Origin of the sequence: Aquimarina gracilis (assembly GCF_035285365.1) — a bacterium.
Classification (GTDB): Bacteria; Bacteroidota; Bacteroidia; order Flavobacteriales; family Flavobacteriaceae; genus Aquimarina; species Aquimarina gracilis.
This window is the reverse complement of sequence record NZ_JAYKLX010000005.1, coordinates 1-13,805: the sequence shown is the minus strand read 5'-3', so window position 1 is coordinate 13,805 and position 13,805 is coordinate 1. Positions and strand designations below refer to the sequence as shown.

Genomic DNA, 13,805 nt, shown 5'->3' with positions numbered 1-13,805 from the left:
TTATTTTGAAATGATTGGTTCTGCTACCTGTTCTGCAAGCTCTACATTGGCAAAGGCGAAAATAAACGCGATTACTGAAAGTATTATTCCAATGGTAAATACGACATAGGTGATTTTTAAAAGTTTGTATTTTTTCTTCAGCACCAAACCTAATAGATAAAGGTCTTTAGTGAGCATTTTATACACATACTCTTTATCATTAATTACCTCATCTATTGCTTCCTGGTATCTCTCGTAAGGCATTTTGAAAAAGTTTCCGAAAAACAGCAAATTGACTTTCCGGTTTTTTACCTGTTCTCTTGTGAATTCTCCTCCGGTAACTTTAGGTTGTGTAGACATAATCGAAAGAATAATTGCAGCAACACTAAACAATACTAATATCAAACTTGGTATCATTAAATGTCGGTTCGAAGGTGCATCTAACTTGGGGATCAGGTTAGCCAAGGCCAAGGAGATTATGATGGCATTCACTGATAAAAGAATGTTAGCTTTTGTGTCTGCTATATCACTTAACTTAATATGATTACGTAATGTTACTCGAAAAAGTGTTTGTATCCCTCTTTCTGGACTTTCATGCTTGTATTTGGCTTTCAATTTTGCTTTTAAATCTTCTTTTTGTCTTTTTTTTCTTCTTTTTTTCTTCTTCTGCAGAATGCTTAATAAGTTTTTATTTTTTTCTGGCTCCCACTGCTCAACAGCGTACCTTGTATAATATTGATGTTCTTGAGTAAAGAGTTTTATATTTTCTTCTCGCCACTCATTTGATGTATACTCTGTATTTCCTTCTAGTGCCAATTCTTGACGCAATAGTTCGCTAACTTCTGTAAAGTATTCTTTAGCAAGATGAGAGGTATCTGCATCTTTAATGATTTCTTCTAAAAAAGAAGTAGGTTTTTGATCAAGCTTAGTTGCAAGAATGCAATTCTTAATGGCAGATATTTTTTCTTCAACCATATTATTTTCTTTTAAAAAGTTCTCTGCAATTTCCGCGCTTCTTTTTTCATGATCTTCTGAGCCTTTAATATGTCCTGCGTCATGAAACCAAGCTGCTAGTAAAACTATTTCTTCATCATTTTTATCTATTTCAGAATTATCAACAATTTCTTTTGTGGTCTCAACTACTCTTTGGGTATGTAGGTAGTTATGATATAAATAGATTTTTGGGAGCTCATTTTTATAAAGCTCAAATATGTATTTTTCAGATTTTTCCAGTAGTGATTCCATTTAAATTCATTTTAATTAGTTACGAAATATGAGTAGAATGAATCTAAGTTATTTACTTTCAAGTTCTTTTACTAGTAATAAAATTTCATCAGGAGATAAATACAAACGTTTAATACGGTCTTTATAAATTTGGGGTAAGCTTCCATTGTTAAGAATAAACCGTTTTGTAACCAAGATATATTTTTCCATTCCATGAGTAATCGCATACGTATCAGCCAATCTTTCTGCTTCCCTTATATAGTTTTGCGAGAAAAAATACCGTATCCCAAACCCTATAAGATTGAAATTACTTCGGTTTTTATAATCCATTATATGGCCCAATTCATGGCCTAACCATCCAATCAATATATCTTTAGGGATATCGCTTAGCGGTAATCGTATTCCATCAATATCAAAAGTTTGACTTATGAGTATGATATATTCTCTTTTTCCTTTCGATTTAAAAAATGATGAGAGTTTAGGTTGCGCCTTCATAAAAGACTTGTTTAGTGAAGGTTTCATTTTAAATTCGATGTTAGTGTTAGCCAATTCGGGATAATAAGAAAGAGCTGTGCCCACTTCATTGATAATTATCTCTGGTATGATTTTGTTTTTAAGATGTATAGTATTCGAAACTGTCATATTATGTTTAGAGGCCAAAATGCAAAGGCCTATTATTATAAGTTTTGGAAATAAAATAATCTGGTGCATTTTATACAAGGCAAGATATAATGAACATAGCAGTATCTTTAATGCATATGATAGAAAGGATGACTCTTTTAGTGGAGTAGGCCGGGTCTAGATTTAAAACAGAAATACGAGAATATCTTTATAAGTCGTTAAAATAGGTGTCCAGGTATTGGAGTCGGTCTGAAAGCCAATCTTTCATATAATTCAAATGATCCAATAAACTTATATCGGTTGACCATATAAGCTGCTCTCTTTCATAAATCTTATGGTCTAAAAAATAGTTGTATTGATCTTGTATATTTTTGAACAAAGCATCATTACTAAGTTGACGTTTGCGAAGTATGGTCCACCTTTCTTTTAAACGTTTCCGGTAATTATTTGGATTAACTTTTAATAAACGGTCAAATAATCCATTACTCAAAATATCATCTGTTGTTGGAATACGTTTTCCATCTTGAATAGTACCTAATGTACCATCTAGATCCCAAGGAATTTTAAAATAAGGTGTTTTTTTAGTATATCGGGAAATATAGAAGTTTTTTCCCAAGTTATCAGTTGCACGTAAGAGATTTACAAATAGAAAATAGTCGATAGCGTTATCTAGATAGAACTTTTTGGAAATTTTCTTCTTGAAAACCGAATCCTTAGCTTTAATCACAAATTTTGTGAATTTGTAGATGTTTTTCCATTGCGCTTTGTAGTTTTCATAAGGATATTCGACTTCGTATCCAGCCCAATGCGGAAAAATATTTTTGTATTTCGGTGCATTTTTAAAAGAGGGAGCTCCGTCATAACTCGATGCCTTAAATAATTCTCCTCTTACGTTGAGCTTTTTATATTTTTTGAGTTGAAGTAGTTTCCGATCTACCTGTTCCATAAGAGCATGAATACCCACGTATTGATCATTCAAAAACACTTCAGCAAAAAGTAAATTGATACCACTTTTGGCATCTTTTTCTTGATCCTGATAATAAGGTTGATGAATTGATAACCAAAGTTTATTGGCAATGTAAGATCGAAGACGCAAAGGTTCATTATATAATCCATCTAATATCCAATCATCATCATCTCTTAAATCTGCAAACTGCATATCGATAGAAGTCTTTTCTTTAATATCTTCCCAAAATTCTAAATCAAAGGATTTTTTAGGAAACTTCAAGGATATATTGCCTCTGAATTCAATTCCAGCATTGGCTTTTCTAATAGTATCTTTATGAAAATATGAAAAATTAGATACTTTTTTGGGATCATCAAGGATTGTGTCTGCGGCTATTTTGATCAAAGGTAACTCTGTTAAATAGAGTAAAAATATTGTATCTCTATTTTGTATTTGATACTTCTTAGAATATGATAGACTATCAATCGGGATGGATAAGGAAAGTTTGTTTTCAAATGATACCTTATAAGCTAATGCTGACGGTTGATTCGAAGTTTTTTTTATATCAAGATTCCAAACAATGATTTTGTTTTTGTAATCCACACCATAACTTTCTTTGGCAGGCAGTATGAGCTGATTTTTTTGTGCTGTTACAGGTAAGATAGTTAATAGAATAAAACATATCCCTGATAAAATAAAATGTTTAATTCCATTCTTTGAGTTATCCATATTACAAATATGTAAAGAGTTGGTGCAAAATCATAACACTATTCCGATAAGTTTTAACTTGATCAGAAAAAGATAATAACCATTCTAATGTTTTTCACTACATTCATAGTATGCGTATATTTCATAATTTAGTATTTGGTATAATGATATTTTGCTTTAGTTCTAAAGCTCAAGAATCAAAACCTGTAATTAATACTGCTTCAAATCCAAAATTGATCGTTGGTATTGTAGTAGATCAAATGCGGTATGATTACTTAACAAGATTTTATAAAAAGTACGGAGACGGTGGATTTAAAAGAATTGTTGAAAATGGTTTCAATTGCAAAAACCACCATATTAATTATATCCCCACCACAACTGCACCAGGTCATGCTTCTATTTATACGGGGGCCACTCCGCAATATCACGGAATTGTAGGTAATAGCTGGTATGACAGAACCAAAGGTCAAAAAATATATTGTGTTCTGGATGACAAGGTCTCACCAGTAGGTACCAGTAGTGCGGAAGGTAAGAAATCACCATCAAAACTATTGATTACAACAATTGCAGATCAAAATCGTCTGCATAGCCAAATGCGTGGTAAAACTATAAGTATTTCAATAAAAGATAGAGCAGCTGTATTATCAGGTGGACATACCGCTAATGCCGCCTACTGGTTTAGAGGAAAAAACCATGGGAGCTGGATATCTTCTTCTTACTATATGGATAAACTACCTAGTTGGGTAATTGATTTTAATGCTTCAAATCGAATTGATTCTTATCTAAAAACCTGGGACACTTTATCAGATATTAAGAGATATACTGAAAGTGGGGATGATGATACTAAATTTGAAAGGGGTTTTAAAGGAAAAGAAAAACCTATTTTTCCTTATGATTTACAGAAACTAAAATCATCAAATGGAGGATATGATATTTTAAGACAAACACCCTTTGGAAATAGCTTAACCGTTGATTTTGCGATTGCATCAATTAATGGTGAACAATTAGGGAAAGATGAACATATTGATTTCTTGAATATTAGTTTTTCAACTACTGATTATATAGGTCACAATTTTGGGGTAAACTCAAAAGAAATTGAGGACACTTACATACGACTAGATCAAGATATAGCACGCTTAATGAATGTTTTAGATACTACAGTAGGTCAAAATTCTTATGTACTGTTCTTAACTTCTGATCACGGTGCTACACAAGTACCTACTTATTTAAAATCAGTCAATGTTCCTTCAGGATATTTTAAAGAAGCTTCGGTGCGTTTAGAATTACAGGAATATTTGTATTCTATTTATAAGAAGAAAGAAATAATTACTCAAGTTTCAAATAATCAAGTGTTTTTGAACAACAAACTCATTAATGAAGATAGCCTGGATCAAATACAAATTCAACGTGAGGTCTCAAAATACTTATTAAGATTTGAAAGTATCAATCTTGTATACACAAGAGAACAGTTAATGAAATCGGATTATAATAAAGGTATACCGGCTTTGATCAAGAATGGTTTTCATCAAAAAAGAAGTGGAGATGTTTTTTACACATTAACACCATCTACTATTGCATATTCCAAAACAGGTTCATCACATGGTAGTGGATTTAATTATGATACACATATTCCTTTATTATTTTATGGAATGAATATTAAAACTGGCCAAACTTACAGAAGAACTGAAGTAACTGATATTTCAGTTACCCTTAGTTTTTTAATTGATGTTGCATTACCTAACAGTGCAAGTGGTAAGGTAATAACCGAAGTGTTAAAATAATGTATTAAAGATGAAGTTGACAAAAGTTTCTATGCGATCATTTTTTAAGTTATTAAAAATCACTTTTAAAAATTGGAATGCCAATGAGCCCTTCCAAATGAGCGCTGCGGTAAGTTATTATGCGTTATTTTCCTTTCCTGCATTATTAATAATTATTATTCAAACAGCAGGAATGGTTTACGAAAAATCTGAAATTAAAGGTAAAATTATTAATGAAATATCAATTGTTCTAGGAAAGGATGTTGGTAAAACCGTTGAAGTAATGCTTACCAATGCCATTGATCAAGATCAATCGGCCTTGATAATAACAATAGGTGTTATTACCCTTCTTTACGGTGCAACAGGAATGTTTATTTCACTTCAAAAATCACTAAATGTTATCTGGAAGGTCAAGCCTAAACCAAAAAACGAAATACTTAAGATGCTTAAGGATCGAGTATTTTCTCTTGGACTTATACTTATGATAGGACTTTTATTATTAATATCTCTTATACTTACTGCTTTAATAACTGCTATGACAGATTGGATAGGAAATCGTTTTCCTGAAATATTTGTTTATTTAATTCAATTGATCAATCTTGTTATATCCTTATTATTGACAACCATATTATTTGCCATGATTTATAAAGTACTTCCGGATGTTAAAATGAGATGGAAAGATATTTGGCTAGGGGCATTAATGACCACCGTATTATTTATGATTGGCAAAACAGCACTTGGAATTTATTTTGGGATGTTCGATCCAGGATCTGCATTTGGTGCAGCGGGATCTATAATTTTAATCTTACTTTGGGTTTCTTATTCTAGTCTTATCTTATTTTTTGGAGCAGAATTTACAAGAGTAATATCCCAAAAATACGGAGGAGGTGTAGAACCTGCATCTTATGCTGAAATCCTATAAGTTTATAAATGTACTTTAGTAAATTTGCCAAGCGATTTGTTAGAGTTCCACTTGATTACAAGTATTTCCTGTTGACTTTCCATTTAGAAATAACAAATCTCTAAAATTATATTTCTCAATTCACTCGGCACATTCCCTTTATTATATTTTGGGGAAGAATTTTACTAAAAAGTATCTTAAACCCAATTCACTCATTTTTGCTCACGCTGCGTTACCCCATTCTCAGGGACTCTGGTATGGAACTTATCCATTACTACAAAAAAGAGATTATGTTCACTTAAGTAGAATTCCATTATTTATTTTGGATAGCCTTCGGTTTTGTTTGGAAACTTCTCATTACTCATTTTAAACCTACTTCACAGCCGCTACTGTTACCTCTTTTTGACAGCAAAACTACAACATTCGAGGGTAGTAAGGCGGCATAAACCATTGCGCTATGCTTCTCTATTTATACGCCTTACTACCCTCGAATATTGCTAAATCGTCAAGCATCAAAAAAAGGTAACAGTGACGGCTCTACGGGAAGTAAATCTAAAATCCGAACAATGAAATCGTATCAAAAAACATATCGCAGGTTATCCAAAAAATCAAAAAAGGAAAACGCTCTAGATACAATAAGTAAATCGATTTTTAATCTTTTAAATTTTAAGTTATGAGTTCTATTCAAAATCATGTACAGTTAATTGGGAACATTGGAGATGATCCCACCGTAACCAACTTAGAAAGCGGCAAAAAAGTAGCCCGATTATTATTGGCAACCAATGAAAATTACAAGGACAAAGACGGTGAAAAGCAAACTGAAACTAACTGGCACACTGTGGTGGGTTGGGGTAAGACAGCAGAAATCATTGAGAAGTACGTTTCCAAAGGCAAAAAGATTGCCATTGTGGGTAAATTGAAAACTAGAAGCTACACTGATAAAGAAGGTGACCAAAAATACACTACCGAGGTTGTAGCAAGCGAAATTCTTTTGTTAAACAGTAATTAAAAAAGGAAGAGGGTGCTCCCGTGAGAAGTGGCACCCTCTTTTTCATTATTAACGTAATAGAGTATAACAATGAGAAATAAAGTTAACGAAATAAAAATAAGTTACTGTGAAAAAATACCGAGGAAATTAAGGTATAAAGTAAACTGTTCACAGGATATTGCAAAGTTTTTATATGATCATTGGGACAAAAAAACCATTGGACTAAAAGAAACGTTTAAAGTCGTCTTATTAAATAACAGTAATCGTGTAAAAGGAATATGTGAAATCTCGTCCGGTGGAATAACAGGAACTATTGTTGATTTGAGAATATTATTTGCAGTGGTGCTCAAAAGTCTAACTGTAGGTATTATACTGGCACATAATCATCCTAGTGGTAATCTAAAACCGAGTAATTCGGATAAGTTGTTGACTGATAAAATTATACAAGGAGCAAAGGTTCTTGATGTAAATGTCTTGGATCATATCATCCTGGGACCCGATGGAGATTATTTTAGTTTTGCAGATAAAGGATTTCTTTAAATTTTCATCTGATTTAAAATATAAAGCCGTAAATTTATGTTGATTTATGGCTTTCTTTTTGCGGTTATTCTTTTTTTTGACTTTCACTTGATAACCGTTAACAATCATTTGTTAAAAAAGACTTAAGTAACTGGCAATCATGCTATGTTGTTCGATTTTTTTGTGAGCTGTGGCTCACAAAAAGATTTCCATGTTAAAACCAAGGAAAAAATGATAAAAAGATCAAGCGACTTTTTTCACATAGGGTTCCTGTCTTTTGATGACGGCGCAAACTCTATGAACGAGCTTGTTCCTGACATTGTTGACGATGAGCATCTTGTTTTTTCCTTCCTCGACCTTTCTCAGGAAGTATTCCCTGATGTCGGGATCGTGGTTTATGGCTGCCAGCGCGCTCATATGGAGGTGTTTCTTGAGGGTCCGGTTTGCCATGGGATGTATCCTGGACTTGCGGTTTATGAAGGAGCCGGAAGTATATTCAAAGGGTACGACACCGCAGTAGCAGGCAAGCTGTCTGGGGTTCTCGTAGCGCGTGAAGAAGTTGGTGAAGACTGTCAGGTGGAGTGCCGTGATCTTCCCGATACCGGTCACGGAGGTGGCGAGTCCCACGGTCTTGTTGAGCCTGTCATCGGAGAGCACGAGTTTTTGTATCTCGGCCTCGACGCGCTTGATCTCGCTGTCGAGGGTCCTGTTGATGCGCTTGAGGTTGGTCTTGGCGAGCTTTCCAAGGGCCGGGCAGAAGAGTTCGAGTTCGTTGGGATACTTATTGACATCGGCACGGGCGCTGACCAGCTTCCTTCTGATCTTGAGCATGATCTTGACCTTTTCGAGTATTTCGGGCATGGGGGTGTAGAGTTCCATTTCCCGATGGTTCTTGGAGGCGTATACGGCGATACGTTTGGCATCGACCCTATCGTTCTTTCCCCGTTGTACGCCGATGCTCCTGAATATCTGTATGGGCATCTCGACACAGAGGTTGGCCTGTTTCTCGATCAGTTTTGCGATGATGAGCCTGCCATAGACACCTGTATGCTCGAGACACATAAGCGTGTCGTCCAGGCCGATCTTTTGGTTTCTGAGCAATCTGATAAAAGCATTGGTCCCTTTTTTGGAGTTTTCGAACACATAAGAGGAAGTCCTGTCATCCTTGATGATGGCCACGTCGAAGAAGCTTTTCGATATGTCGATACCGATAAAGCAAGAGAAGTTTTTTCTTTTCATGATATAGGATTTTAGAGATGACGACCAGTATCCAGATTACCATCGAACCCCTGATAATAGGCCTAAAAGCCTGAATTTCCATCTGATGCCGGTCCGGAGATAACTGACAAGGGCCTTTATCAAATAAAGTCTAAGCCCGAAGCTTTGAAAAGCGTATAATTCGCCCTTATCAGTTTGGTCATAGTTAACAATTATGGAGGTATTCTCCCGATAAGAAGTTAGCCATTAAATAGAAAACTAGATATCATAAATACCACTATGAAAACTATTAATATAAAACTAAGGGGAGAAGCAAGAGGGTAACACGCTTCGCGGTGTTTCATTTTTGAGAGATTCGCTTGAAACTGTCATAGAATAGGGCATACCGTCTATTCTTTTCTATTCCTCTTTAAAAAATACAATTGATTTTTCACGAAAAAAATAGTGTAACCTAACAAATACGGTTAAAAATTCACGAAAAAATGGATAAAGGATATGAAAAAGAACGGTTTGAAAGCATCAGTATCAAATCTTCAGTAGCACAAAAATTTAAAAAGTATTGTAAGGCAATTTCTAAGTCACAGTCAATGACCTTGCTGGCAATGTTGGAGTTTTTTGAGGCCAGCGGCTTGTCGCCAGAAGAACGTCTAGGCCCCAACATCAAAACCTTGGAAAGTTTATTTAAAAAACGAATTAATGCAGTCATTGCTATCGTCCGTGACATAGAAAAGAACCAAACTAAACCCACTGTAGCGATGATGCAATCCTTGTTTGAAGGATTTGAAACGGATAAGAAACCACTCTTTTTGGAAAAGAAGCAGATTGAAAATGATGAGGATAATAAAGCAAGTCAAATTCAATCAAACCTTATGAATAAAGGGATTTAGTGATTCTTAGCTTGTCTGTTGAGAGATTGTTATCTCTTATGAGAACAACTATTTCTTGACTGTAAAAGTAGCATAGCAATTAGTTAAAGTGTCTTAAGAAGAAAGAATACGTTTTACAGATAATATCAATACAATTAAATAGTAAAAGAGATTTTTGTGGTAACTAAGTTTATTTCTGTTTATAATGTTTGTATATGTTTATATAAGATACCAATGCTTGTTCACTACTTGTCTACAAGTTGTACTACTACTTGTACTTAATTTGAGATAAATCAAATGCATCCAAAACAATACATTTTAAATTATTCTTGAGATTTTTCTGATTACCATATTGCATGTGTTTTTTGAAGGTACTTAATTCCACCAATCATAATAAAGATGATTAAAGGTCATGAGGCAATGAAAATAAAGGTTAAAATTTATTGCTTTTTCCAATATCCCATCTACATGGATAAAATTCGTCTCTAGCTTATGACTTTTTTATAAGGGAATGCCGATGTAATTTCTGCAACATTTGAATGGAAATAGTATGCTTGAAATGCTACAAAGCTATATAGAGCAATTTGCATGCTCATTTTTTGATTTTCCTTGAGCTTAAACTGCAATAAATACTGTTAAAATCTATGGTAATATGTTAAATTTTGGAAAAGTGTGCGTAAAGTGTGCGTTTTTATAAATCTCAAAAGAGTGAAGAAGTACCCCAAAACAAAACAACCCCTTGAAAATCAAGAGGTTGGTTTTGTGATCGCGACAGGATTCGAACCTGTGACCGTCTGCTTAGAAGGCAGATGCTCTATCCAGCTGAGCTACGCGACCGGACCGAACGATAGTAAAATACCCAGGGGGTATTTTACAGTGACAGGCCAACTGGTGTGTTGACAAACCATTGCCTTTCCTCGTTCATTTCATTATGTCGGGGTGGCAGGATTCGAACCTGCGACCTCCTGCTCCCAAAGCAGGCGCGATGACCGGGCTACGCTACACCCCGTAACAAAAAAATGCGGAGAGACCGGGATTCGAACCCGGGCAGCACTTGCGCGCTGACAGATTAGCAATCTGCTCCATTACCACTCTGGCACCTCTCCATAATTTTTTCAAGAACTTCGCATTAGTATTTCAAATGCGGATGCAAATGTAGCTTTTATGTATCTACAATGCAACATTTTTTTTGCATTATTTTTTATTTGATTTAAGCTTATTTTTAAAATATTGAAAATCAGTTTTTTCTTTTTAAAATAATTGGCCCAAACTTTGTTTTATTACCTCAAAAAAACCTTTTTATATATTTGTATTCGATTGACCTATGATACTGTACTATTGCACTTATAAAAACTATACAGAAATGAAAACCAAATCTATTTTTTTCCTTATTTTATTTATTGGCTGTTTTGCTTTTGCGCAAAAACCAGTACTTCTTAAAGATTTTAAATTTAAAACAGGAGAGAAGTACAAGCGTATTAAAAGCCTGAATACGTATCATGTCGCGTCTGGAAACCGATTGGTCTCTATAAAAAAGGGCCGCAATTCGATGACCATTCAAAGATATTCACTCGATAAGATGGTTGAGGATATAAAAATGCGACAAGTGATAGAAGATAAAGGTACTTTTGAGACGGTAATGGATCTGGGCGGGCATGCTGTAGTATTTTATTCTGTAAAAGATAAAGCCTATGGGCAAAGAATTTCGCCTACAGGAATTGTAGCCAAAAAACCAATTCTCCTTATTAACGATAAAGAAAACATTGATCGTGATTTTGGTTTTAAAAGTACCTATGGTTTTGACGCTGGAGGGAGGATAAACAAATTTGCTTTCAAAAAGTCTCCAGATGGTAAAAAACTTTTGACATTATTTAGAATTAAAACTGCAGACAATAAAGCAGACAAAATAGGAATTACGGTTTTTAGTGATGGGTTAAATATGTTGTGGAGAAGAAAGGTAACAATGCCGCATCCCTCTAATCTAATGCAAGGTGAAGACTTTGCAATTGATAATGAAGGCAATTTTTATATGACAGCTACTTTTTTTGATGAAGTTAGCAACGAAAAGAATAAATTAGAAACCTCATATCGTACCGAGGTATACAAAATAAATGAAAACAGCGGTCCAATTGAAGCAAATAGATTAGATATTTCTGGTCAATCGATTACTGATGCTGTGATCGAATTTGATAAAAACAACATCGCCAAAGTTTCAGGGTTTTATGCAGATAATATGAACAAAGGTGAAATCTCTGGTATCTTTTCTGCAACCTTGGGGAGTAAGGGTGCTGTAAGTGCTTTAGCAAAAAGTGATATTCCATCTGAAACGATCGAAAATTTAATTTCTCAAAGAGAAGCTCGAATCAATGAAGGAACCCAAAAAGAAGATGACCTTAAAGATCTTGAAAAACTTAGGGTTAATGACGTTGTTTTTAATGCCGATGGTAGTACCACTATGTTTGGAGAACAACGTTTCGTAGACGCTTTTACAACCTCTAGTTCCTCGGGTTCTAGAACTACCTATAAATATTATTACCGTGATATTTTTGCATTCAAATTATCTGCTGAAGGAAAAATGATATGGATGCACAAACTTCCCAAATGGCAAATGGGTACCATTGGAAAAAGAAGTATGTCCTATTTAAATTTTATGGATGCAGGAAAACATTATATATTTTACATTGATGATTTTACCAATCTTAAACGATCTTTTGAAGAAACACCAACACGTTATTTTGATGGTAAGAAAGAATTTATTTACCTAACCTCTTATGTCATCGATGATGCTACAGGAGAGGTTTCAAAAGAGGCCATACTAACGGGAAGTGATATAAGAAATGCTCGTCTAGATGTTCTAGAACTTACCAAAGCAGCAAGGTTGCCTAATAAGGATATTATTCTTGAGGCGTATGACGGTAAAAAGAATAACTTATTGCTTAAGATTTCTTTGGCTAAATAAATAGACAAATAATGCAACTTATTTTTTGGTTTATCGTTCTTTAAAACAAATCTTCTTACTAAATGAAAATTTTATCAATTTTATTTGCTGTTTTCTTTATCAATACCACTTCTGAAAATATTACAGTCGAAAATATTCGTGATGCATACAAAGTCTGTAATCAATCTAGAGAGCATGCCGATAAGTTTTTTGAACTTACTGAAAAGGCTACCGAAAATAAAGGCGCTATCTACCTAGGATATTATGGTGCTGCTTTGGCGTTAAAAGCATCCTACTCATGGAACCCCATTAGTAAGATGTCTTATTTCAATAAAGCTAGAAAAACTATCGATGCAGCTATACAGGCTGAGCCAGATAATATTGAGCTTAGAATGATTAGGTCTAGTATCCAAACCAATGTTCCAAAAATATTGGGGTATCATAAAAATATTGAAGAAGACAGGGATTTTATTCTTAATAACCTTGAAAACGTCGATACTACGGCCTTGAAAGAGTATATAGAAGGATATATCGAGTATTCTGATGTATTCTCGAAACCATAAACTAGATTTTCTTACACTGGATCATTATTTTTTTTTCATTAAGATCCGTGGTAAAAAACAGATAAATCTCACCTCCATCTTTGATTTTGTGTTTTTTTCTTAAAGCAGCTACACTTCCCGGGAAATTACGTATTGTAATATTAGCTTTTGTAATACCTGTATTGGCAATCGTTTTTTTCTGATACGGAAAAATTGCGGTCACCTCGAACTTTCTTCCAGGAAAATCTATCCTTTCTTCAGAAGTATATAAATGAGAATGCAAATGCAGTTTTTCTAAAGAAAAAGCATGACCAATACTTAAAAATCCACCACTTTTTAAAACTGCAGCATTAGGTTCGTATAAGAATTTCTTTGGCGTGCCCAAAGTCAAAGATTGCTCTGCTTCATCTTTTAAAATAAACGAGAACTCCTGTTTTTGATTTCTAGCTAGATTAACAGTCTTAATAATACAATCTGCTTCAAAACTTTTGTCTAATACCCAAAGAAGTTCTTTGACCTCATTTCTTACCGCAACCACATGAATCTCTTTTACATGTTGCAAAGAATTCAATCCCACTTTAATGTCAAGTAGAGG

The 13,805-nt window shown here is 34.2% G+C and carries 12 protein-coding genes and 3 tRNA genes; 7 read left to right on the top strand and 8 right to left on the bottom strand.

Annotation, left to right across the window (positions count from 1 at the left end; translation table 11 throughout):
- From U6A24_RS10630 to U6A24_RS10620, 3 genes are all read right to left on the bottom strand, one after another.
- The gene (locus tag U6A24_RS10630; RefSeq protein WP_324179949.1) at positions 1 to 1,224 is read right to left on the bottom strand and encodes a Pycsar system effector family protein; all 1,224 of its coding nucleotides are present in this window, start codon (positions 1,222 to 1,224) and stop codon (positions 1 to 3) included.
- A gap of 48 nt (positions 1,225 to 1,272) precedes the next feature.
- Positions 1,273 to 1,845 carry a hypothetical protein gene (locus tag U6A24_RS10625; RefSeq protein WP_324179948.1) on the bottom strand — a complete coding sequence of 191 codons (573 nt, stop codon included), beginning with the start codon at positions 1,843 to 1,845 and terminating at the stop codon, positions 1,273 to 1,275.
- 187 nt (positions 1,846 to 2,032) lie between these two features.
- Positions 2,033 to 3,499, bottom strand: coding sequence for a CotH kinase family protein (locus U6A24_RS10620; RefSeq protein ID WP_324179947.1), 1,467 nt, complete (start codon positions 3,497 to 3,499; stop codon positions 2,033 to 2,035).
- 110 nt (positions 3,500 to 3,609) lie between these two features.
- On the opposite strand from U6A24_RS10620, the gene pafA reads away from it, so the two are divergent.
- The 4 genes from pafA to U6A24_RS10600 all read left to right on the top strand — a co-directional run bounded on the left by pafA (position 3,610) and on the right by U6A24_RS10600 (position 7,667).
- A complete protein-coding gene (gene pafA / locus U6A24_RS10615) occupies positions 3,610 to 5,259 on the top strand; it encodes an alkaline phosphatase PafA (protein ID WP_324179946.1) in 1,650 nt (549 codons plus the stop codon).
- Between the two features lie 10 nt (positions 5,260 to 5,269).
- The gene (locus U6A24_RS10610; protein ID WP_324179945.1) at positions 5,270 to 6,160 is read left to right on the top strand and encodes a YihY/virulence factor BrkB family protein; all 891 of its coding nucleotides are present in this window, start codon (positions 5,270 to 5,272) and stop codon (positions 6,158 to 6,160) included.
- A gap of 652 nt (positions 6,161 to 6,812) precedes the next feature.
- Complete coding sequence (locus U6A24_RS10605) at positions 6,813 to 7,148, top strand: single-stranded DNA-binding protein (RefSeq protein WP_324179944.1); 336 nt, start codon at positions 6,813 to 6,815, stop codon at positions 7,146 to 7,148.
- A gap of 69 nt (positions 7,149 to 7,217) precedes the next feature.
- Positions 7,218 to 7,667 carry a JAB domain-containing protein gene (locus tag U6A24_RS10600; RefSeq protein WP_324179943.1) on the top strand — a complete coding sequence of 150 codons (450 nt, stop codon included), beginning with the start codon at positions 7,218 to 7,220 and terminating at the stop codon, positions 7,665 to 7,667.
- A gap of 222 nt (positions 7,668 to 7,889) precedes the next feature.
- Here the strand turns inward: U6A24_RS10600 and U6A24_RS10595 are convergent, their stop codons facing one another.
- On the bottom strand, positions 7,890 to 8,885 hold the full coding sequence (locus U6A24_RS10595) for an IS110 family RNA-guided transposase (RefSeq protein ID WP_324179942.1): 996 nt from the start codon (positions 8,883 to 8,885) through the stop codon (positions 7,890 to 7,892).
- Positions 8,886 to 9,346: 461 nt separating this feature from the next.
- On the opposite strand from U6A24_RS10595, the gene U6A24_RS10590 reads away from it, so the two are divergent.
- Complete coding sequence (locus tag U6A24_RS10590) at positions 9,347 to 9,751, top strand: BfmA/BtgA family mobilization protein (protein WP_324179941.1); 405 nt, start codon at positions 9,347 to 9,349, stop codon at positions 9,749 to 9,751.
- A 742-nt stretch (positions 9,752 to 10,493) separates the two neighbouring features.
- Here U6A24_RS10590 and U6A24_RS10585 read toward each other — a convergent pair.
- The 3 genes from U6A24_RS10585 to U6A24_RS10575 all read right to left on the bottom strand — a co-directional run bounded on the left by U6A24_RS10585 (position 10,494) and on the right by U6A24_RS10575 (position 10,836).
- Positions 10,494 to 10,567: transfer RNA gene (locus U6A24_RS10585), tRNA-Arg, on the bottom strand.
- A gap of 97 nt (positions 10,568 to 10,664) precedes the next feature.
- Positions 10,665 to 10,739: transfer RNA gene (locus U6A24_RS10580), tRNA-Pro, on the bottom strand.
- A 13-nt stretch (positions 10,740 to 10,752) separates the two neighbouring features.
- Positions 10,753 to 10,836 (bottom strand) — tRNA-Ser (locus tag U6A24_RS10575).
- A gap of 257 nt (positions 10,837 to 11,093) precedes the next feature.
- Between U6A24_RS10575 and U6A24_RS10570 the strand changes: the two genes are divergently transcribed.
- Together U6A24_RS10570 and U6A24_RS10565 are read left to right on the top strand one after the other, a co-directional pair.
- The gene (locus U6A24_RS10570; RefSeq protein ID WP_324179940.1) at positions 11,094 to 12,689 is read left to right on the top strand and encodes a hypothetical protein; all 1,596 of its coding nucleotides are present in this window, start codon (positions 11,094 to 11,096) and stop codon (positions 12,687 to 12,689) included.
- Positions 12,690 to 12,751: 62 nt separating this feature from the next.
- Positions 12,752 to 13,231: a hypothetical protein gene (locus U6A24_RS10565; protein WP_324179939.1), complete on the top strand. Its 480-nt coding sequence runs from the start codon at positions 12,752 to 12,754 to the stop codon at positions 13,229 to 13,231.
- A gap of 1 nt (position 13,232) precedes the next feature.
- Here the strand turns inward: U6A24_RS10565 and U6A24_RS10560 are convergent.
- The coding region (locus tag U6A24_RS10560) for a THUMP-like domain-containing protein (protein WP_407654028.1) at positions 13,233 to 13,805 on the bottom strand (573 nt) is incomplete at its 5' end.